Genomic DNA, 20,554 nt, shown 5'->3' with positions numbered 1-20,554 from the left:
AAATCGCATCTTGTATCGAGGCCATTAACCAGATAATTTGCGCAGTCTACGAATTGCTGGGCGATCAGTGCGGCTTTCACCTTGATCGCCATGCCGTTCGGTCGAAAGTTCAAACAACGGCTGGCCTGCATGTACGCTCTGCCCCTCTTTGACTAACACCTTTTGGAGAATGCCAGTAGTCGGTGCGATCACGCTGACACTGCCTGAGGCGGGCAAGGTTAGACCAGTGATACGCGCTTTTTTTGTAATACTGCCGAGGGTGATATAAGCAATTAAGGCAAGAGTGACGACTACTGCGACGAGTGCGATCAGCCATGTCGATAGCGGTTGCGCTAAACGAATTGCTCCCATCCATTGCTGGCTTTGTGCTGCGGCGACTTCAGTACGAAATAACGAACTGATCGTCTGAACGGCTTGTTGCGACATCTCCAACCTTCTTCTCTTATAAAAGTTATCATTAGTAATTTACATTAAAATAATTACAATTTAATTGCATTGTTAAATATAGTTAATTTTTTAAAACCAAGAATAATTCCTGTGAAAAAAAATTAACGACATCCTATTATTTTTTTTCAGCATGCCCCCCCCATCACCTACCCATCTCAGCCCCCCTCCCAAAACAAGAACGCATTCCAAAATTTTTCAAACATATATCACCAGTATGTGACCAAGCAAATCCCGCTTAGTGACTCGGTTTTTTCAGCCGATTTCTTCATCTCAACTAAGAGGTAATTCCCATGAACTATCGTTGTCCCCATTGCGACTCTGCACGCATTGCTGTGAAACACACTGGTAAAAGAACTGGCAGTGCCATCGGTACGGTTGCTGGTACCGTTGCCGGTGTCTCTGGTGCCACTGCCGGTGCTGAAGTCGGTGCCAGTATGGGTACCTTTGCCGGTCCTGCAGGCATGCTGATCGGTGGTCTGGCCGGTGCTATTTTTGGTGGACTCATCGGCGGCTCGACCGGTTGTGTCGCCGGTGCCAAGATCGGTGAATCATTCGATGGTGTTTTGTTCGATAACCATGCATGTCTGGAGTGTGGTTATACCTTCAGTATGCCGCGCAATTAAATTCTCTTTCCCTTCGTCGTTCTTTTCTCTTTTCCGTCTTTTTCCCCTCGTTTTTCCGTTTCATCTCACTCAATCGTTCACGCCATTTGGTTTGTGCCGGGTGGCTTTTTTGTGCGCGGATTTTAGTTTTCCGATTTTTGGCTTTTTAGTTTTCTGGTTTTTCCCGTTTTTCAATTCTCTTTTATTTACTTTCTTTATTTCTTCTCTCAGGAGGTTTTATGGCACATCTCGTCGAATCAATGGCTTATGTTAATCAAGTTCCCTGGCATGGTCTGGGCAATCAACTCACCGCAAAGCAACCAATTGAAGTCTGGGCACAACAAGCTGGGATGGCGTTTGACATCAAAGAAACGCCAGTGCGTTTCATGACTGAAAGCATCGGCAGTCTCGGGGCAATCATGTCTTTCCCTGAACAAAAGGTCCTGTACCGTTCCGATACCAAGGCGGCGTTATCGGTGGTATCCAACCGTTATCAGGTAGTGCAGCCACGGGAGATTCTGGAGTTTTATCGCGATCTGACGGAAATCTCTGGGTTTGAGTTGGAAACCGCTGGTGTCTTGAAAGAAGGCCGCAAGGTCTGGGCACTGGCTAAAACGAATCAATCGTCTGCTCTGAAAGGCAACGATGTGGTGAATGCGTATCTGCTGTTGGCAACCGCCTGCGACGGTACGCTGGCGACAACGGCGCAATTCACCAGTATCCGGGTGGTGTGCAATAACACGCTGGCGATTGCTTTAACCAATGGAGCTGGTGCAGTGAAGGTGCCGCATAACACCAGCTTTGATGCCCAAGCAGTCAAAAAGCAACTCGGTATTTCGGTGGCGTCATGGGATGCGTTTATGTATCGGATGAAGACACTCTCTGAACGTAAGGTGAAGTCACATGAGGCGATGAATTACTTCTTGCGGGTATTTACTGATGCGAGCCATACCGCTGGTGGCTTGTCGAATGAACGGGCGATCAAGAAAGTACAAGCACTGTATGACGGTCAAGGCAAAGGGGCTGAACTGGCGTCCTCGAAATCCACCGCCTTTGGTTTGTTGAATTCAGTGACGGAGTATGTCGATCATGAACGACGTGCCCGCAGCACCGATCACCGTCTGGAGTCCGCTTGGTTCGGCCAGGGCGCGGCCTTGAAACAGAAGGCACTGGATCAGGCATTGCTGATGATTGCCTGAGTTTGTTTCTTGTGTCTTCTTTCCCATCTCATCACAGCCAGGTCACATTTAACGCCCCGGGCTGTTCTTTTATGCCCGTGGAATTGCATGGGCATGCGCTTTTTTACTTCTGTACATTTTTAATTGAAGGAGTCGGACATGTCTCTTAGTCAGCAAATTCAGCATGGTTCTCAGCTTACTTCTCAGCGTCCTGCGCTGAAGTTAGTCAAAACCAATCATTTAAGTCGCGATGAATGGTTAGCAGTACGCAAAGGGGGCATCGGTAGTAGTGATGCCGGTACGGCGGTGGGACTCAATCCTTATCAGTCACAACTGGAATTATGGATGATCAAGACCGGACGTGATGCGGCCTTACCGCAAGTCGATCCGAATGATGAAGATAGTCCCATGTATTGGGGCACCTTATTGGAACCGATTGTAGCCGCGCATTACACACGTCGCACTGGTAACCGGGTACGCAAGATCAATGCGGTATTACAGCATCCTGACCCGGACAAGAACTGGATGCTGGCAAACATCGACCGGGAAGTCATGGGGGCAGCGGACGTGCAGATTCTGGAATGTAAAACTGCCGGAGAGTTCGGTGCGCGGTTGTGGCGTGATGGTGTGCCGGACTATGTCGTGTGTCAGGTTCAGCATCAGTTAGCCGTAACAGGAAAAGCGGCAGCAGATGTGTGTGTCCTGGTGTGTGGTCAGGAGATCCGTATTCATCGGATAGAACGGGATGATGTGTTGATTCGTCGTCTGATTGAATTGGAACGGCAGTTCTGGCATTACGTGGAAACGGATACGCCACCACCGGCGGATGGTTCTGCTTCTGCGGAGACGGCCTTACGTTGCTTGTATCCGCAGGACAAAGGGAATGTGGTGGATTTTAAAGAAGACAGACACTTGTCTTCCGTCTTTGCTGATCTGGTTGCCGTGCGTGACGATATCGCTAACCGCGAAGCGATTGAAGCGCAACTGAAACAAACCTTACAACAGCACATGGGTGACGCCAGCATCGCTTTATTTGAGACTGGCAAAATCAGCTGGAAACGTTCCAAAGACAGCAACGGCATTGACATGGCGCGATTGCTCGAAGATCAGCCGGATATTCCACGACAGTACGCGACGACGAAGCCGGGAAGTCGGCGCTTTCTGATTTCCACGTGAAGTCCATGCTACTCCATGTGGAACGCTGTGGGCACTACAAGCATTCATCAACGAATTGACGAACAAAAAACCACTACCCATAAATCCAAGGGCTGCGTCTTTCTTCTGAGAGAACGCAGCTTTTTTTATTTGAAGGAGCAATCATGATTAAAGGACTTGCCATTACACCGCCGGTACTGGGGCGGATTTCCATTGGTAAAGTGATCGAAAAAAATAGCAAACGCCTTCCTGAGAAGGACGATCAATTTACCATTACCTCACAGGTGCAAGGACGGGATGGCTGGGTGACGCATCCCCTTGATGAGGAATTACGCAAGCTTTCCGCGAATGGGAAATTGCGTTCGATTCCGGTTCGCGTGTTATTCAACGATCCGGATATCAACCTGCGTGCGGAATACAGTCTGTTCGATCGGCAGACGGGTCGTCCGCTCTGCGTCGGCAATGGCGACACCTGCAAACGCTACACGGCAAATGGAATGCAAACACTGCCTTGTCCGGCTCCGGAGAGTTGCGAACTGGCGAAGGGACAGGCTTGCAAACCCTATGGGCGGCTGAATGTGCAAATTGGGGATGAAGATGATGTCGGGAGCTTTATTTTTAGAACGACAGGCTTTAACAGCATTCGTTGCCTGACGGCGCGTCTGCATTATTACCAGGCCGTCTCCGGCAATCTGCTGGCCTGCTTACCGTTGGAATTACGCTTACGAGGTAAAAGTACGACGCAAAGTCACCGGTCAGCCATCTATTACGCGGATCTGACCATACGCGAAGGGATGAGTCTGGAAGAAGCGATTGCCACAGCCAAACAAATTCATGAACGACGACAAGCTGGCGGCTATATGCAGGACGCCTTGGATCAGGCAGTACGGGAGGGATTTGCGAATGGGGCGTTTGAAGACAGCGAAGAAGATGCGGGAGAGATTGTAGAGGAGTTCTTTGCAGGAGCTGCGGCAGAGACGCCATCCATCAGCGAGCCATTGACCACGCATGCTGACAAGACCAATGCGACGAGCACATCGACCAAACCCAATCTCATGGAGAAGCTGGAGAAAAAAGCAGCGCTGTTGTCGGCATCGTAATGCAACTCAGAGACCTGCCTCGTGCAGTAGTTCTGACGGGGTACAACCTATTGCTTTAGCTATACGAACGATATTCAAGATCGTGACATTACGCTCACCACGTTCAATTTTACCCATATGGGATCGATCAATCTCTGCGTAATCAGCTAAGGCTTCTTGCGACAGATTCATCAAAACCCGACGCGCCCGTACAGCCGCGCCTATTTGAACGAGGAACTGATCTTTATCTAATTTTGCGGAGACTCTTGCCATATCGCAAATGGTCGCGCTATGATGCTTAAACAGCCACGGCATTTACGACCCAATTAATTATTGATCAGCTTTGAAATCTGGCTTTACCCATTAAATGAAAGGAAATCCTCATGAGCAAAAAAATCAAGTGCCCGGAATGTAAAGGCAAAGGCGAGATTCCTTGCCCAATCGACTATGACGAACATCCTCATCCGGCTAACTGTCCCGGTTGTGCCGGTGACCGCCATGTCCGTGTTGAATGTCCTCGTTGCGACGGTACCGGAAAAGTCGACGCTAACTAATTCACTTTATCGCTTCTCATGCTGAAAGGAGCACTCCATGAGCGACAAGAAAGAGAAAGACCCTTATTACAAAATGTCCGATGCCCTCGACGAGTTACGCTTTGATGCTGTGGGCAAAACCGACAAAGCGGTTGCGGGACTTAAGCTGGTTGGCAAAGGTTTGTACAACATTACCCGCTTCACGTTTAAGGAAGCACTTCCTGAAATAAACAGTCGCGCACAGAAAGAAATCAACAACACCAAATCCAAAAAATAATTGCGCGCACCCATTCTCAGGCATTCAACATACTGTCTCTACACTTTGTCTGGTAGGGCTGTGTTCAGCTAACTTCTTTAGTTCAACCACCGCATCACACCTGATCGGTGGTTTTTATTTACATAAATAATTAACTATTAATCAATATTTGGAGTTTATTTTGAAAACGAATTACCCACAATACAAAACAGCCCTTGCTGTCATCGCTGCTGCACTTTTACTGACTGCCTGCGGCAAAAAAATCGATTATCGTGAAGCCGTTAATCAACGTGGTCTAGTTTACCGCGCCAATGAAAACACTCCGTTCAATGGAACTATCAAAAATGAACCCTGGGGCACGTCTTATCCGGAAATCGCCACAGGTAGTTGCAGTGTCGAATATAAAGAGGGTCTGAGGGATGGCAAGATGCTCTGTACCTCTGCTAACGGAATCAAAATGGTGGAGTCCGAGTGGCGTGAGGGGAAGAAAAATGGTTCAGAAAAACTCTGGGAGGCGACCACCAGTAAATTCTGGAGAGAAACTCACTATAAAGACGGAAAGAAAGATGGAGTAGAAGAGGTACATAACCCTTATGAAAACGAGGTCTTGATCTCGAAAATCGAATGGGTTAATGATCAAAATGTTGGGAGTGAAAAGATCTGGGATATTACCGGCAAAAAACTGCTCAAGGATTTCACTTGGGTCGATGGAAAACAAACTGGTTTTAGCAACTTTAACCTCGAACAAAGAACATATAAAAATGGCAAACCGGATGGTGTTCAAAGAACGTATGGATACCCTACCGATTTCAACCAATCGCAGGCGCTCGTGGACAAAGTGAGCACTGCTAGCAGCATTGTAGAAAAATTGCGCGGTGGTATGTATTTCATGGGGGAACAACCAGGAGTGGTAGTTTACAAGGAAGAAATCTATGCGGATGGCGTCTGGCAAGTCAAACCGAAAAATCAGTCTTGCGTTAATACCAAGATGACTGAATATCAAACCGCTGAAGGCAAGAACGTGATTATCGGCAATCTTGAATTATCACGTTGGGAGAGTGCATGTGAACAGACTGCAGTGATTACAGCGAATCCTCAATATAAGGCATGTTTTGATGCAAAAGTGGCACATTTTCATGAGGGTTTAGATATTCGCCTCACTTCTGGAATGCAGGACCAATACGAAAAAGAGTGTCTGCAGGGACAATGATCCGTATTGCTGTAGACAACTAACTAGCCAATCACCCGTTGTAGTAAGGGTGATTGGCTAGTTAGATTCAGTCGTCGTTCGGTAGTCTGGCGCCATGATTTTTAAGATACCCCGGTAGACAGACGAAGTGTCAACCGAAAGAAATGAGCCTGTAAATAAATTTGTGTAAATGTCCACGGTCTATTAACCTCTCGAGCGAGGAATTACCGATGGACATTTTAATGGATAGAGAAAAACTGAAAGCTTTGGCAAAAGAGCTTGCCAAGGACATCAAGACGGAAGCAGATCTGAATATGCTGTCGAGGGAGCTGGTCAAGCTCACTGTAGAAACCGCCTTAAATGCCGAACTCACTGAACATTTGGGTTACGAGAAGCATTCGGATAGCAAGCCAGGGCGAGGAAATACACGCAATGGCAGTACCGCAAAACGTCTCAAAGGTACGCATGGAGAAGTAGAAATTCTCACGCCACGAGACCGTGACGGTAGCTTCGAGCCGCAGCTCTTGCGCAAAGGACAAACGCGCTTAACGGCGATGGACGATCAAATTCTGACGCTGTACGCCAAGGGACTATCGACCCGCGAAATTGTGCAGACTTTTAAAGAAATGTACGATGCAGACGTCTCGCCTACATTGATTTCCAAGGTCACGGATCGAGTTCTAGAGCAAATCACACAATGGCAATCGCGTCCACTCGATCCCATTTATTCGATCGTCTATTTGGATTGTATCGTCATTAAAATTCGCGACAACATGCGCGTCATCAACAAGGCGATCTACTTGGCGCTTGGCGTGAATATGGAGGGTAAGAAAGAGCTACTCGGTCTGTGGATGTCCGATAATGAGGGAGCGAAGTTCTGGCTATCCGTGCTGACTGAACTAAAAAATCGTGGCGTGCAAGATATTCTAATCGCTTGCGTCGATGGCCTTAAAGGTTTCCCTGAAGCGATTGCCGCCGAATACCCAGAAACCCGCATTCAGCTATGCATCGTCCACATGGTGCGCAACAGCTTGAAGTATGTGTCGTGGAAGGACTACAAGGCTGTTACTGCTGATCTCAAGCGAATTTATCAAGCCACGACTGAGGATCAAGCATTGACTGAATTAGAGCGCTTTGGCCAGCAATGGAGTGAACAATATCCGCAAATTGCCAAATCATGGACGACACACTGGGTCAATCTGCGCACGCTATTTGAGTATCCCCCAGAAATACGCAAAGCGATCTACACGACCAATGCGATTGAGTCACTTAACAGCGTCATCCGTTCGGCAACCAAGCGCAGAAAGCTATTTCCAAGCGATGAATCAGCCATGAAAGTAGTCTATCTTGCCATCTCTCAGGCTGCAAAGAAATGGACCATGCCGATTCACAATTGGCGTATGGCCTTAAATCGTTTTATGATTGAGTTTGGTGATCGCATTCAAAAATACGATCACTGACTTGTTCCGTGGCATTTACACAGAATTTCTTACAGGCTCAAAGAAATCCTCACATTAACGATACCCATCACCATATAAGGTGCTTTTATGAAATCAATATTCATTATTCTCAGTGTATTTTTCACCTACCTATGCCTACCTGCGTTCGCAGCAGAAGGCAGATGGACGCAAGGCTATGGTCAAGGCAATCTGGAGTATTTCATTGATCAGAAAGGAATGCAGTTATATATTGGTTGTCCGACTCAGAATGGCAGTGCTGAAGCAGCCTCGTCCGTCTCGCTACGTCGACTCAGCGATAATAAGGAAATTAAACAATTTACCATCATTGTCAATGGCATCAGCTACGATGCGCCCTTTGATGCGGACAGTCACGTTGGCGCACAAAATTTTTTGTCTCTGCTAGACGGACTTCGTAAAACGAATGCCGTCGTCAAGTTCGGTAATCAATCAATGACTTTCCCGAAAAGTAATGCTGCCACAGTCATTCCTGTCTATGGCAAGAAATTTGAATGCAATTTAATGTAGCGCCGTACTCAAAGTGAGTTTGGGTTGCTTGGCAAGGATCGGTTGCCGTTAGATAGATGGTAATTATCCGTAGCGACCCTTTAGGAGAAACTGGCACCGGCGAAGCGAGGCTTGTCTGTGTCTTGAGTAACTAAGTGTATAGATCCGGCTTTACTGCATTCTTTAAGGAAAATGTAGCTCACAGATCGGAACTCGATAGTCCCCAGCTTGAAGAAATCAGGGAATCTTGACATACGGGTTGGATCCTATCAAATGCTGGAGGCCTGTTTCGAAACCAAATCCGAAGCAATGGCAGTGGCGTCCAAGCTCATTAATAAATGTACAGCTTTGGCTCGCTATATAGACATGGCTCAGATTACATTCGCAGTTGCGGTGATATCTATGTATCTCCCAAGTTTAGATATTTCCGAACTTGTTGGCGGTCACGATGGAACATTCAGGGATGAAATATTCAAGCAGGGTAAAAGCCGCATGCTTCTTACTGTGGAACTCCTTTGACACATAAAACGGAACTCCTTTGACATCGCTATCTCATCGTAAACTATTTGATTTAGTCCAAAAAATAGATGAACGATCCATTTCTAATTAGAACAACAGAAGTCACTCTCGACACTAACTTAACAGAAAAATTCAAGAGCTAACGACCAACAGCTCCCTTAGGATGGAATCACCTTCCCAATGAGAAATCATAATATTTAATTAATTCCGAATATTGGTTTTTATGCTATTTAATTAATTTAATTTAATTTAAAATTTAAATTGAGTTGATAAATTAATAAAAATTAATAGCCATCTAAAAGGGGAACTTAACGTATAAAAAGTAAGGGTGATATTCAATATCGTCAACGAATATCAAATAACGATCTCGTAAGTAATTACTTTTACAAAAGTAACGAAGCAATATTCGATAAGAATAATAGACCTATAAATTAATCTAAATTGCATATACGAAACTTTTCTACGCATAAGCATTATGTCTATGGAGTACAACTTTTACCGGGATGAAGTTGTCTCTCCTATCACCTTGTTGAATTCTCAAGTGAAACATTTACTGTCACTGGGATTCGCGTATCCGACCCAAGGCATCATCGGCCTAAATAGGCGAAGAAACTCGTTCACTTTTTATCAAAAGCAAATTTAATTTGTCTTTTGATGAATTATTCATTGATATTTTATTAAAGAATAAGCCGTAAAAACATAAAAGTAGCGAGCAGATTTTTTTTACACGATTCCCCTCCCTTTCAGATCGTTTTCTGATGATTTACAGTCATTCGGTCATCAACTGAAAGGGAAAAATCATGACGTTACCTCCTCCAAACAAAGTATTACGGCTCCGTGATGTCGTTGAGCGTCTGGGCATTTCACGCAGTTCACTGTACGAAAAACTCTCGCCAACGTCACCACGTTACGACAATACATTTCCACGCCCATTTAAGCTCGGAGCATCCTCAATCGGCTGGCTGGAATCATCCATAGATACCTGGCTAGAGCTCCGCATCCAGTTTAGTGCGGGAGCCCAAATGCCCATTCAGCAACGGAATCGGAGGAATCAAAACGTTACAACTGTGTGCTAATAAAATAAGCAGGTAATGGTTATGAATACGCTAGAAAAAATATCCGTCTTAGAAGCATTTGCAGAAGGAAAAATCACTTCTTTGGGCGTAAATAGTAATGGGGTGAAGTTCGTGAGTACCGATTGCTATTTTCTTGCCCGCGAGTTGCATCAACTCGAAAAAATAGTCATTAAAATCAGTAAGAGCGATCAAGTTCTATTTGGCATAACAGCTGACTGGAAAAAACAAAAATATTTTCTGAAACCTATTGGACTTGGAAAGAATCTTCTTAATGAACTCAAAATCAATATGGACGGAATTAATTTGCATTTTCCAATGCATCAGATGAATCCGTATATCGATTTGTTTTTACAGGAGTTAAACAAAAATACGTCAATGGATCCATTTGAGATGGAAAGATGGGCAACAGAAGAGGTTATAAATCAGCGAGTATCTCAGCTGAATGAATTTGTTGAAAAATTAAGGATTACAACTCGCAGTAAGGAATTTTGTAATTTAATAAACAATTTTCAACGTTCCTCAAACAAAAATTTCCAAGAAGGTCTTAAGTACATCAAAGCATTATTTACTCTCCACTCCAGATTACTGATACTGCGAATTGATCTTGGATACGCCAAATCGTTAGATTTACTGTATGAGCCTGATTCAACTATCAATCACTCCTTAGTTCGTCTGCATCGAGAAAAACTATTGCGCTATCTGAAAGCGCAATTCCCTACAGTTGGTTTTATATGGAAACTTGAATACGGTTTGGAAAAAGGATTTCATTACCATTTGATTGTTTTTTTGCGAGGTTCACGTGTACAGCAAGACGTGAACATCGCAAAAAAAATAGGAGAGCAGTGGAATGTAATTACAGAGAGAAAAGGTGTGTATTACAACTGTAATGCAAGCAAGTCCAAGTATAAATATTGCGGAATAGGAATGATTAATCACCACGAGGAACACTTACTCCATGGGTTGAAAAAAGCATTGCTTTACATTACCAAAGTTGATTATTACGTTAAATGTCTGTTGCCGGACAAGGGGAAAACCTTTGGCAAAGGCAATATGCCACAAGAGCCCACAAGTACGGTTGGACGACCACGCACTAAGAAAGGAACCTAAGTGCTACGACTGTACCGAATCTGAATGAGGTAAGCATGGTCGAGTGAATGATAATTATTTTTTAGCTTAGACTTGATCGGACAATGGATGTCAGATGCATGCCCCTCACCCTCAAGTGATTAGAAATTGGCGACGAAGACTACATGCTTTCAATATCGCTTAGCGACCAGCCTATTATTTCGACAATCCGCACGCCGGGCATCCCTATTATTTTCTGTTTACGTACCATGCCCAACACTCTGGACCACGTCGTATACTAGTATATCTGTAGTAGCCTGATCCATATTTGACAAATATCTGGTCGATCAGAAGCTGCGTGACTCCTTTGATTTCTGCTATATGTTGAATTACCAATATCGACTTCACGTCGGATTACCCATGGAGCTCAATCACTCGCGCAGCGCTACCTTAAATTCATATCGAAAATCTTCATCGTTTTTCAGCCAGCGCTTTAAGTTGTTTTGCAAACCTTCGGGCTTGAGTTTGATTTTTCGATCGATACAAAATTGTTTAAGATCACCCACAATGCGTTTGATAGCGGTGTGTTCACTACTCCAGCCTTGTTGTGGGCGAAGTTCTTTGACGAGAATTATGGCTTGTTTTTTCGCGCGCCCGGAATGTTGCTCGCTACGTGCTTTGCCACCTCGGGATGCACTTTCACGTCGATTTCCATCGAAGACCTGTGAGTTTTTAAGATAAAAATACGTCCTGGCATCCCCAGCGTAATAGCGAGCCAGACAAAGCATAGGCCAAGCATCCTCTCGTTTGTCGGATAACATCACGTGCTCGATGAGGATAGTGAAAATCATCCACAAAAGAAGTGGTGTATAGCAAGGATCATCCGCGGCAATTCGGTCACCCATAAAAAACATTGTATCTTTAATCCAATACGCACCGTATGAACCATCTTCGATCCCCTGATTAATTCTAACTTTCAATTCATTGAAAGTTTGATCTTTGATGTACGTTTTGAATAAGTATTCCAGATCATCAGAATTTTTTTTAACACTAGTCGCCAGATCATCTAGTCGAATATGATCAAGTATTTGCGCACGACGGTTTGTAGGTGACATGCCTTTTCGCTATCAAAAATAAAACTATAATCGAAGTTGTTATTCTTCGCACAATTAAAAGCATTAATTGCACCTAGATTACGCAAGCTTTTTTAATAAAGAATTTTTACTATGCATGCGGTTTGATTAAAGCCCGGTAGTCGTATATTTAGGTCGGGCGCGCTCAAAATTGAGGCGAGTAGAATCGAGGTTTCGTTGGAGTGATTATTGAATTGGTTCGGTAATGTCCAATGAAGTGTTACTCTATCCAAATGGGAATGGCATACCGGATGGCATACTGATCTTCGCAAAAAAAGAAAAAGCCCTTGAAAATCAAGGGCTTATCTTTAAATTATGGCGGAGAAGGGGGGATTCGAACCCCCGGTAGGGATAAACCTACGCACGCTTTCCAGGCGTGTGACTTAAACCACTCATCCACCTCTCCTGCTTTTCGCCGATGCCAGATCAGCGAAGCTCGCTATTCTAGCAAAGTATTGAGGCAGATGGAAGTATGTTTTTAATGTATTTGAAATATCATGCGCCAAGCCACGGTAAATCGTTGGCGCACCAGCCTCCGACTGTTTTTCTGTGGCCATGCGCATCTCTGTCTCCTTCAAAGCCTTGCAGGATGTCAAAGCACTGGGTGTAGCCGGATTCGCTGGCGAGTTTTGCGGCATGACGTGAGCGCACACCTGAACGACACAGAAAAAGAATGACGGCATTTTTGTTCGTCGTAATGGTGGCGAGTTGCTGTAAGAAATCAGGGTTTTGCGCTCCGCCCGGATACAGGCTCCACTGCACTGCAAAATGTTGAGTGTCGTGAATCACGACCTTACCAACCCAATCACGTTCGGCATTGGTGCGGACGTCAACGAGGATGCAATCTGGATTTGACTGCAATAGTTCAAAGGCCTCAATGGGAGTGACCGCTCCGGCATACGGAAGCGATTGTTCCTGTGCGCGTTGTCGGGCAGATGTGAGCGTAGTGTTGCTAGACATAGTTAATCCAATGCGGGCAGTTTGAGTCGGATGTTTGTCATTGAATTATGCATGAAGCGACACGTGTATGCATCGTTTCCGTTTGGTTTGATTGATGGCGCGTATAAAATTCAGTTGTTAGCAGGCTCTGCGTCTGAGATGGATAATTTGCATACAAATCAGTAGTCATATGAGAGCGCACGCAATTTTGGCGACAGCTTATGCTGCCGATAGCGCACCTATTCCGCAATGCACGCTAATGGTGCAATCATTTGCACCTAAAAAGTGCGATCATTTTTTTCATATCCTTATTTTGTTTTTTTTGGTGCACCGCCAGAAGCTTTTTATTCTTGATTTTGATTAAACGTTTTAAAAACAAGGTGTTAGCGATAATTTTCCAATGCTGTGCGGATTCTGGAATATGGCATAGTTTCTGCTATTATTGTCCACGGAGTTGAGCGGTCAGATGATTAAGCAGAAAGAAAATTAACGACAGGTTTCTTTTGTCAGGATGGCAGAACGAAGGCTCAGTAATCCCCGATTTATTTTTAGCGCTACTTGAGGAGTTTCACATGGCAATGACAGCTGCAGAAGTTTTGAAGATGGCAAAAGATAACGAAGTAAAATTCGTTGATTTCCGTTTTGCTGATACACGCGGTAAAGAACAGCACGTGACTGTGCCTGTTTCTGCGTTCGATATCGATAAATTCGAATCTGGCCATGCATTTGATGGCTCTTCTATTGCGGGCTGGAAAGGTATCGAAGCTTCTGACATGTTGTTGATGCCAGATCCAAACACAGCGAATATCGATCCGTTTATGGAAGAAACCACATTGTTCATGCAATGTGACGTCATCGAGCCTTCCGATGGCAAAGGTTATGACCGTGATCCACGTTCTATCGCAAAACGCGCGGAAGCTTATCTGAAATCTTCCGGTATCGGCGATACAGCCTATTTTGGTCCTGAACCAGAATTCTTTATTTTTGATGGTGTACGCTGGAAAATCGACATGTCCGGTTGCTTCGTCAAGATTGATTCTGAAGAAGCTTCCTGGACTACAGGTGAAAAACTGGAAGGCGGCAATTCTGGCCATCGCCCTACAGTTAAAGGCGGTTACTTCCCAGTTCCGCCAGTCGATAGCTTCCAGGATATGCGTTCTGAAATGTGTTTGATTCTGGAATCTCTCGGTATTCCAGTTGAAGTACATCACCATGAAGTTGCTGGCGCTGGTCAAAATGAAATCGGTACAAAATTCTCTACATTGGTAGAGCGCGCTGACTGGACTCAAAATCTGAAATACGTTGTCTGGAATGTGGCTCATACCTACGGCAAAACAGCGACTTTTATGCCTAAACCTATCGTTGGTGATAATGGTTCCGGTATGCACGTGCATCAATCTATCTGGAAAGATGGCAAAAACCTGTTCGCAGGCGACGGCTATGCTGGCTTGTCTGATTTCGCTCTGTACTACATCGGCGGTATCATCAAACATGCAAAAGCACTGAACGCGATCACAAATCCAGGTACTAACTCTTACAAGCGTCTGGTTCCAGGCTACGAAGCACCGGTGAAACTGGCTTACTCTGCTAAAAACCGTTCTGCATCTATCCGCATTCCTTACGTTGCGAATCCAAAAGGCCGTCGCGTTGAGGCGCGCTTCCCAGATCCACTGGCAAACCCATATCTGTGCTTCTCTGCACTGATGATGGCAGGTCTGGATGGTGTGCAGAATAAGATTCACCCAGGTGAAGCAGCTTCTAAAGATTTGTACCATTTGCCACCAGAGGAAGATGCATTGGTTCCAACAGTGTGCGCGTCTCTGGAAGAAGCCTTGGATGCACTGAATAAAGATCGCGAATTCCTGACTCGTGGTGGTGTGTTCAGCGACAGTATGCTCGACGCTTACATTGAACTGAAAATGCAGGAAGTTCAACGTATGCGCATGACTACGCATCCTGTTGAATTTGACATGTACTATTCCCTGTAATTGCAAGGGATGCTATAAAAGCGGGGGCAACCCCGCTTTTTTTGTTTTGTTACTGCGCGTAACGTGGAATTGTGAATATGCGCAGCATCGCATACACTACACCTCTGTTTTTGACTAGTGATTGAATATGAAGCGACTATTGATTGGTTTTATTTCGTTAATCGCCATCCAAAATATTGCCCACGCGCAGGCCGATGTGTTTTTATGCGTCGATGATAATGGCAAGAAAGAGTATAAAAATACGGGTGCAACGAAAGGCTGTAAGAGAGTCGAGTTGCCCGGCATTACAGTTGTTCCTGCCCCGGCTTTACCTTCCACTCCCAAGAAAACACAGGCAAAATCCGCTTCTAGCCCTGCAGATTTCCCTAAGGTTGACGAGGGAACGCAAAAGGCCAGAGATTCGGATCGCCGGCAAATTTTGTTGGATGAGCTCAAAGCGGAAGAGCAAAAACTGGCTGATTTGAAAAAAGAGTACAACAATGGTGAGCCTGAGCGTCGTGGTGATGAGCGTAATTACGCAAAATATCAGGAACGCACCGGAATGATGAAAGATAACATCAGCCGCACCGAAAAGAACATTGAGGCATTGCGGCGCGAAATTTCCAACCTAAAATAATGCAAAATCTCTGCTTTCCATGCAAGAAATTGAATCGGCGGGCATGATGCTTGCATAATAAGGTCGCACTATGCGGCCTTTTTTTATGGATTATGGTGAAAAATTCTCTCTCTATTCTGCCGGCATTCGCCGGACTTGAGTTGCTCAGCTCTGCTGTCATCGTGTTTAATGCTGACGGTAGTATCAAGTTCGCTAATCCAGCGGCGGAGATATTGCTGGATTGTTCAGCAAAATCCCTGATCGACCAAAAGCTCAATGCTTTATTTTTAAATGGCGATGCTTTGTTGGCGGTGTTTCATCAGGCCGTCGCCCATCATTTCGCTGATAAGCGTCAGGATCTGACTCTGGAGCGTGCTGGCAGAGAGCCTTTGCATGTGCATAGCATTGTCACAGCATTAGATAATCCTGAAACACCAGTGTTGATTGAATTCCGGGAAAACGTCCAGCAACTCAAGCTGGATAGAGAAGAGAGGATGCTCGATCAGAGCAAGGCAAATAAGGAGCTGATCCGTAACCTCGCGCATGAAATTAAAAATCCACTCGGTGGCATCCGCGGAGCGGCGCAGTTGCTTGAGTTGGAATTGCCGGAGCGCCAGCTAAAGGAATTGCGCGAGTATACGCAAGTCATCATCAAAGAGGCAGATCGCTTGCAGACGCTGGTTGATCGTTTGCTTGCTCCGCACCGCCTCCCTCATATAGTAGGTGATGTCAATATTCATGAAGTGTGCGAGCGGGTTCGCAGCCTGATTGTGGCGGAATTTCCGCAGGGACTGACAATTCACAGGGATTACGATTTGTCGATACCGGAATTCCGTGGCGATAAGGAGCAGTTGATACAGTCAGTGCTGAATATTGCCCACAACGCCGCACAGGCGTTAGCGGAGCGAATTCGTCACGGAGATGCAGAGCTGACTTTTAAAACCCGTGTCGTCAGGCAGATTACTTTAGCCAAGGTCAGATACAGGTTGGCATTAGACTTGCATATCATTGATAACGGTCCTGGAATCCCGCCTGAAATTTTTCACCGCATTTTTTATCCTTTAGTTTCAGGAAGAGATGGTGGCAGCGGACTTGGACTGACTTTGGCGCAAACCTTTGTCGATCAGCACTTGGGTGTAATTGAATGCGAGAGTCGTCCCGGTTGTACTGATTTCAGAATCCTTATTCCTCTGCCTTAAAGTCGGACGAGGAAACGCTTTATTAGTGCAAGTTAGCGCCTTTGCTAATCAATATGTTCAAACCTGGAACTAAAAAAAATATGAAACCTATTTGGATAGTGGATGACGATGATTCAATTCGCTGGGTGCTTGAGAAAGCGCTCGCAAGAGAAAATCTGACGACCAAGAGTTTTACAAATGCGCGCGATGCCATGACTGCCTTACAGTCAGATACGCCACAGGTATTGGTTTCTGATATTCGCATGCATGGTGCCTCTGGCCTGGAATTGCTGCAAACTGTCAAAGCTAAGCATCCCGGCTTGCCAGTGATTATCATGACCGCGTTCTCGGATCTGGATTCTGCCGTCGCTGCTTTCCAAGGCGGGGCATTTGAATACTTAGCCAAACCATTCGATCTTGATAAAGCGGTTGAATTGATTCGTCGTGCACTTGATGAGAGTCTGCGCGAATCCAGCGTCGAACAAACGATTTCTGAAGCGCCGGAAATTCTTGGTCACGCACCTGCAATGCAGGATGTTTTTCGTGCGATAGGGCGTTTATCGCAATCGAATGTGACAGTATTAATTACTGGTGAATCAGGTAGTGGTAAAGAGCTGGTTGCCCGCGCCCTGCATAAGCATAGCCCGCGATCATCCCAGCCTTTTATCGCGCTGAATACTGCTGCAATTCCTAAGGATTTATTAGAGTCTGAATTATTCGGTCATGAGCGCGGCGCATTTACCGGGGCACAGACAACGCGACGCGGTCGTTTTGAGCAAGCAGAGGGCGGTACTTTATTTCTCGATGAAATTGGCGACATGCCATTCGATTTACAGACAAGATTACTGAGGGTGCTGTCGGATGGACATTTTTATCGTGTAGGTGGTCATCAGCCGATGAAGGCGAATGTACGTGTGATTGCAGCGACCCATCAAAATCTTGAAACCAGAGTCCGCGAAGGTTTGTTTCGCGAGGATTTGTACCATCGCTTGAATGTTATTCGCTTGCGTTTGCCTAGTTTGCGTGAACGTCGAGAAGATATTCCTGTGCTGGCGAAATTTTTCTTGTCTCAAAGTGCGAAGCAACTGGGTGTCGAGGTCAAACGTTTATCTGAGTCAGCTTTGCAGTTTTTGTCAGGACTGGATTTCCCTGGAAATGTCCGGCAATTAGAAAATCTGTGTAACTGGATTACCGTCATGGCACCAGGTCAGACGGTGGAGATCCCGGATTTACCGCAAGATTTGTTGCCCTCAGGTGAGCAAGGTAACGGGATAGCAACGACAGCGAATAGGGTTGAGGCAGAACCCTATATCAGCAGCGCTTCTGAGGCGACCCTGTTGCATCACTCACATATTTCTGTCCCCGATCGCCAGCTTCATCCTGCGCAAAGCTGGATTGAGCTTTTAGAAGAAGAGGCAATGACGATGCTGTCGCAAGGCCAGCCTGAGGTCATTGTGAAATTAGGTGATAAGTTTGAAGCAATCGTGATTAAGGCTGCGCTCAAATATACACATGGTCGGAAAAATGATGCTGCTGTCAGGCTGGGAATCGGACGTAACACGATCACGCGCAAAATACATGAATTGGGTATCGACGGCGCAAAAGATGACTGAACTGCTGTCCAGTCTCGTGAAATTTTAACCCTCTGAATTCCGTAGCAGTTTTGAAGCGCTGCAGTTCTGATGTTTTTGGTGTTAACGAGATATGGGCAATTTCAAGATGAATCCGATTTACCTTGAAATTGCCCGCTCTTAATTGGTCTGTTTTGCGTTAGGTTAGTTGTATATCGAGTTAACTGTCTGCGTTGATGGACAGCGCTACTGCTTCCGCAATTTTGATGCCATCAACACCTGCCGAAAGAATGCCCCCTGCATATCCTGCACCTTCGCCAGCAGGGTAAAGTCCTTTAGTGTTCAGACTTTGCAAGCCATCGTCAGTTCTCTTAATGCGAATGGGCGATGATGTCCGGGTTTCTATGCCAGTCAGGATGCCATCGTTCATCGCAAAGCCTTTGATCTTTTTATCGAATTCAGGAATTGCTTCGCGTATCGCGTTAATCGCAAAATCAGGTAAGGCGTCGGCCAGATTGCAAAGCGTCACGCCAGGTTTGTATGACGGCGTTACATTACCCAGTTCTGTTGATTTGATCCCTTTAATGAAATCGCCGATAAGCTGCCCTGGTGCATTGTAATTTTCACCGCCCATTTTGTAAGCGCGTTCTTCGAGTTTGCGCTGCAAATCAATACCTGCAAGAGGATTCCCCGGGTAATCTTCCGGAGAAATGCCGACGACAATGGCGCTGTTTGCATTGCGTTCATTGCGCGAATACTGACTCATCCCGTTGGTTACCACGCGTCCCGGCTCCGATGTCGCAGCGACGACCGTTCCTCCGGGGCACATGCAGAAGCTATACACGGAGCGGCCATTCTTTGCGTGATGCACCAGCTTGTAATCTGCGGCACCCAGAATTTCATTTCCTGCATTCGGGCCAAAGCGCGCTTTGTCGATGACGGATTGCGGGTGTTCGATACGAAAGCCAATTGAAAATGGTTTAGCTTCAATATAAACGCCCTTATCGTAGAGCATCTGGAACGTGTCACGGGCGCTATGGCCGATCGCAAGAACAACGTGATTTGATTCGATGTATTCGCCATCATTCACGCGCACTCCACAGACTTCACCATTTTTGATATCGATATCCGTTACTTTTTGCTCAAAACGAATCTCGCCGCCAAGTGCTTCAATGTTATGCCGCATCTCTTCTATCATCTTCACCAGCCGAAAGGTGCCTATGTGAGGCTTGCTGACATACAGAATTTCTTCCGGCGCGCCTGCCTTTACAAATTCAGTGATTACTTTTCTACCGTAATGCTTTGGGTCTTTGATCTGACTGTACAGTTTTCCATCAGAAAATGTTCCTGCACCACCTTCGCCAAATTGCACATTTGATTCTGGATGGAGTTCACGCTTACGCCATAATCCCCAGGTGTCTTTTGTGCGCTCCCTGACGGTTTTTCCTCGCTCGAGAACGATGGGGCGATATCCCATCTCTGCCAGTAATAATGCAGCGAACAGACCGCAAGGTCCAAAACCAATAACAATTGGACGTTTAAATTTACTATCGTGAGCATGTGCAACGAACTTATAGCTGGTGTCTGGTGTGGCAGAAATATTTGGTTGCTTGTTCAGACGAGCCAGTGCCTTAGATTCATTTTTTAATTCTACGTCGATGGTGTAGATCAGAATAATTGCAGTTTTCTTTCGTGCATCGTAGCTTCGCTTAAATATATTGAAGTCAATAAGATCCGATTCAGGAATTGCTAATTGTTCCAGTATCGCCCCTCTTAATGCGGATTCAGGGTGATCTAAAGGAAGTTTTAAGTCGGTGATGCGTAACATAGATGGTGTCCGTAAAACTAATCAGTAAAAACTGTTTAGTAATTTAATTCTGCGTAAAAGTAATATTTTACCTGTTACCGTAAAGGCAGCAGTTAATTGTTGCCCAGAACATGAGCTATTGCGCAGGATGTCCATGCCGCCGTCATTCGCATATTCATTAAAATAATTTACCTGTTAGATTGCGAATTGAGGAAGGTTTTGCTATAGTTCGGCTCCCGCTGAGAAGCGGGGGAAGAAAGTGAAGTGAAGCAAGAAGTCA

The 20,554-nt window shown here is 45.6% G+C and carries 20 protein-coding genes and 1 tRNA gene; 15 read left to right on the top strand and 6 right to left on the bottom strand.

The window, feature by feature from the left end:
- Positions 1–24: 24 nt before the first annotated feature.
- Positions 25–426, bottom strand: coding sequence for a biotin/lipoyl-binding protein (locus Undi14_RS04625; RefSeq protein ID WP_200178295.1), 402 nt, complete (start codon positions 424–426; stop codon positions 25–27).
- 311 nt (positions 427–737) lie between these two features.
- Here Undi14_RS04625 and Undi14_RS04620 point away from each other — a divergent pair, with 311 nt between their 5' ends.
- The 4 genes from Undi14_RS04620 to Undi14_RS04605 all read left to right on the top strand — a co-directional run bounded on the left by Undi14_RS04620 (position 738) and on the right by Undi14_RS04605 (position 4,482).
- A complete protein-coding gene (locus Undi14_RS04620) occupies positions 738–1,070 on the top strand; it encodes a hypothetical protein (RefSeq protein WP_200178294.1) in 333 nt (110 codons plus the stop codon).
- Positions 1,071–1,288: 218 nt separating this feature from the next.
- A complete protein-coding gene (locus Undi14_RS04615) occupies positions 1,289–2,248 on the top strand; it encodes a DUF932 domain-containing protein (protein WP_200178292.1) in 960 nt (319 codons plus the stop codon).
- A 138-nt stretch (positions 2,249–2,386) separates the two neighbouring features.
- Complete coding sequence (locus Undi14_RS04610) at positions 2,387–3,403, top strand: YqaJ viral recombinase family protein (RefSeq protein WP_200178291.1); 1,017 nt, start codon at positions 2,387–2,389, stop codon at positions 3,401–3,403.
- A 143-nt stretch (positions 3,404–3,546) separates the two neighbouring features.
- Entirely contained in the window at positions 3,547–4,482 is a 936-nt protein-coding gene (locus Undi14_RS04605) for a hydrolase or metal-binding protein (protein ID WP_200178290.1), read from the top strand.
- Positions 4,483–4,488: 6 nt separating this feature from the next.
- On the opposite strand, the gene Undi14_RS04600 is transcribed toward Undi14_RS04605, so the two are convergent.
- Positions 4,489–4,734: a helix-turn-helix domain-containing protein gene (locus Undi14_RS04600; protein ID WP_186884987.1), complete on the bottom strand. Its 246-nt coding sequence runs from the start codon at positions 4,732–4,734 to the stop codon at positions 4,489–4,491.
- 110 nt (positions 4,735–4,844) lie between these two features.
- On the opposite strand from Undi14_RS04600, the gene Undi14_RS04595 reads away from it, so the two are divergent.
- From Undi14_RS04595 to Undi14_RS04565, 7 genes are all read left to right on the top strand, one after another.
- Complete coding sequence (locus Undi14_RS04595) at positions 4,845–5,015, top strand: hypothetical protein (protein WP_200178289.1); 171 nt, start codon at positions 4,845–4,847, stop codon at positions 5,013–5,015.
- 37 nt (positions 5,016–5,052) lie between these two features.
- Positions 5,053–5,271 (top strand): hypothetical protein, encoded by a 219-nt coding sequence (locus Undi14_RS04590; RefSeq protein ID WP_200178288.1) that lies wholly within the window; start codon positions 5,053–5,055, stop codon positions 5,269–5,271.
- 160 nt (positions 5,272–5,431) lie between these two features.
- The gene (locus tag Undi14_RS04585; RefSeq protein ID WP_200178286.1) at positions 5,432–6,460 is read left to right on the top strand and encodes a toxin-antitoxin system YwqK family antitoxin; all 1,029 of its coding nucleotides are present in this window, start codon (positions 5,432–5,434) and stop codon (positions 6,458–6,460) included.
- 221 nt (positions 6,461–6,681) lie between these two features.
- Entirely contained in the window at positions 6,682–7,899 is a 1,218-nt protein-coding gene (locus Undi14_RS04580; RefSeq protein ID WP_200179190.1) for an IS256 family transposase, read from the top strand.
- Between the two features lie 87 nt (positions 7,900–7,986).
- A complete protein-coding gene (locus Undi14_RS04575) occupies positions 7,987–8,424 on the top strand; it encodes a hypothetical protein (protein WP_200178284.1) in 438 nt (145 codons plus the stop codon).
- Positions 8,425–9,722: 1,298 nt separating this feature from the next.
- A complete protein-coding gene (locus tag Undi14_RS04570; protein ID WP_200178282.1) occupies positions 9,723–9,998 on the top strand; it encodes an AlpA family transcriptional regulator in 276 nt (91 codons plus the stop codon).
- 21 nt (positions 9,999–10,019) lie between these two features.
- Entirely contained in the window at positions 10,020–11,105 is a 1,086-nt protein-coding gene (locus Undi14_RS04565; protein WP_200178280.1) for an inovirus-type Gp2 protein, read from the top strand.
- A gap of 389 nt (positions 11,106–11,494) precedes the next feature.
- On the opposite strand, the gene Undi14_RS04560 is transcribed toward Undi14_RS04565, so the two are convergent.
- The 3 genes from Undi14_RS04560 to Undi14_RS04550 form a co-directional block, all read right to left on the bottom strand.
- Positions 11,495–12,178 carry a hypothetical protein gene (locus tag Undi14_RS04560; RefSeq protein ID WP_200178276.1) on the bottom strand — a complete coding sequence of 228 codons (684 nt, stop codon included), beginning with the start codon at positions 12,176–12,178 and terminating at the stop codon, positions 11,495–11,497.
- Positions 12,179–12,512: 334 nt separating this feature from the next.
- Positions 12,513–12,602: transfer RNA gene (locus Undi14_RS04555), tRNA-Ser, on the bottom strand.
- A gap of 89 nt (positions 12,603–12,691) precedes the next feature.
- Positions 12,692–13,156, bottom strand: coding sequence for a rhodanese-like domain-containing protein (locus Undi14_RS04550; protein WP_200178273.1), 465 nt, complete (start codon positions 13,154–13,156; stop codon positions 12,692–12,694).
- Between the two features lie 551 nt (positions 13,157–13,707).
- Between Undi14_RS04550 and glnA the strand changes: the two genes are divergently transcribed.
- The 4 genes from glnA to ntrC all read left to right on the top strand — a co-directional run bounded on the left by glnA (position 13,708) and on the right by ntrC (position 18,509).
- Positions 13,708–15,123, top strand: coding sequence for a type I glutamate--ammonia ligase (glnA, locus tag Undi14_RS04545; protein WP_200178271.1), 1,416 nt, complete (start codon positions 13,708–13,710; stop codon positions 15,121–15,123).
- Positions 15,124–15,250: 127 nt separating this feature from the next.
- Positions 15,251–15,739, top strand: a complete 489-nt coding sequence (locus Undi14_RS04540; protein WP_186896624.1) for a DUF4124 domain-containing protein — start codon at positions 15,251–15,253, stop codon at positions 15,737–15,739.
- Between the two features lie 92 nt (positions 15,740–15,831).
- Positions 15,832–16,917, top strand: coding sequence for a nitrogen regulation protein NR(II) (gene glnL, locus Undi14_RS04535; RefSeq protein WP_186883306.1), 1,086 nt, complete (start codon positions 15,832–15,834; stop codon positions 16,915–16,917).
- Positions 16,918–16,997: 80 nt separating this feature from the next.
- Entirely contained in the window at positions 16,998–18,509 is a 1,512-nt protein-coding gene (gene ntrC, locus Undi14_RS04530) for a nitrogen regulation protein NR(I) (protein WP_200178262.1), read from the top strand.
- Between the two features lie 178 nt (positions 18,510–18,687).
- On the opposite strand, the gene Undi14_RS04525 is transcribed toward ntrC, so the two are convergent.
- Entirely contained in the window at positions 18,688–20,295 is a 1,608-nt protein-coding gene (locus Undi14_RS04525) for an NAD(P)/FAD-dependent oxidoreductase (protein ID WP_200178261.1), read from the bottom strand.
- Between the last annotated feature and the right edge of the window lie 259 nt (positions 20,296–20,554).

Origin of the sequence: Undibacterium sp. 14-3-2 (genome assembly GCF_016595265.1) — a bacterium.
In the GTDB taxonomy this organism is placed as follows: Bacteria; Pseudomonadota; Gammaproteobacteria; order Burkholderiales; family Burkholderiaceae_D; genus Undibacterium; species Undibacterium aquatile.
This window is presented reverse-complemented; position numbering and strand designations above follow the sequence as displayed.

Bases quoted from the DNA above. Each gene is read 5' to 3' on its own strand.
- Undi14_RS04625 (WP_200178295.1), bottom strand. From the start codon at position 426: ATGTCGCAACAAGCCGTTCAGACGATCAGTTCGTTATTTCGTACTGAA.
- Undi14_RS04620 (WP_200178294.1), top strand. From the start codon at position 738: ATGAACTATCGTTGTCCCCATTGCGACTCTGCACGCATTGCTGTGAAA.
- Undi14_RS04615 (WP_200178292.1), top strand. From the start codon at position 1,289: ATGGCACATCTCGTCGAATCAATGGCTTATGTTAATCAAGTTCCCTGG.
- Undi14_RS04610 (WP_200178291.1), top strand. From the start codon at position 2,387: ATGTCTCTTAGTCAGCAAATTCAGCATGGTTCTCAGCTTACTTCTCAG.
- Undi14_RS04605 (WP_200178290.1), top strand. From the start codon at position 3,547: ATGATTAAAGGACTTGCCATTACACCGCCGGTACTGGGGCGGATTTCC.
- Undi14_RS04600 (WP_186884987.1), bottom strand. From the start codon at position 4,734: ATGGCAAGAGTCTCCGCAAAATTAGATAAAGATCAGTTCCTCGTTCAA.
- Undi14_RS04595 (WP_200178289.1), top strand. From the start codon at position 4,845: ATGAGCAAAAAAATCAAGTGCCCGGAATGTAAAGGCAAAGGCGAGATT.
- Undi14_RS04590 (WP_200178288.1), top strand. From the start codon at position 5,053: ATGAGCGACAAGAAAGAGAAAGACCCTTATTACAAAATGTCCGATGCC.
- Undi14_RS04580 (WP_200179190.1), top strand. From the start codon at position 6,682: ATGGATAGAGAAAAACTGAAAGCTTTGGCAAAAGAGCTTGCCAAGGAC.
- Undi14_RS04575 (WP_200178284.1), top strand. From the start codon at position 7,987: ATGAAATCAATATTCATTATTCTCAGTGTATTTTTCACCTACCTATGC.
- Undi14_RS04570 (WP_200178282.1), top strand. From the start codon at position 9,723: ATGACGTTACCTCCTCCAAACAAAGTATTACGGCTCCGTGATGTCGTT.
- Undi14_RS04565 (WP_200178280.1), top strand. From the start codon at position 10,020: ATGAATACGCTAGAAAAAATATCCGTCTTAGAAGCATTTGCAGAAGGA.
- Undi14_RS04560 (WP_200178276.1), bottom strand. From the start codon at position 12,178: ATGTCACCTACAAACCGTCGTGCGCAAATACTTGATCATATTCGACTA.
- Undi14_RS04550 (WP_200178273.1), bottom strand. From the start codon at position 13,156: ATGTCTAGCAACACTACGCTCACATCTGCCCGACAACGCGCACAGGAA.
- glnA (WP_200178271.1), top strand. From the start codon at position 13,708: ATGGCAATGACAGCTGCAGAAGTTTTGAAGATGGCAAAAGATAACGAA.
- Undi14_RS04540 (WP_186896624.1), top strand. From the start codon at position 15,251: ATGAAGCGACTATTGATTGGTTTTATTTCGTTAATCGCCATCCAAAAT.
- glnL (WP_186883306.1), top strand. From the start codon at position 15,832: ATGGTGAAAAATTCTCTCTCTATTCTGCCGGCATTCGCCGGACTTGAG.
- ntrC (WP_200178262.1), top strand. From the start codon at position 16,998: ATGAAACCTATTTGGATAGTGGATGACGATGATTCAATTCGCTGGGTG.
- Undi14_RS04525 (WP_200178261.1), bottom strand. From the start codon at position 20,295: ATGTTACGCATCACCGACTTAAAACTTCCTTTAGATCACCCTGAATCC.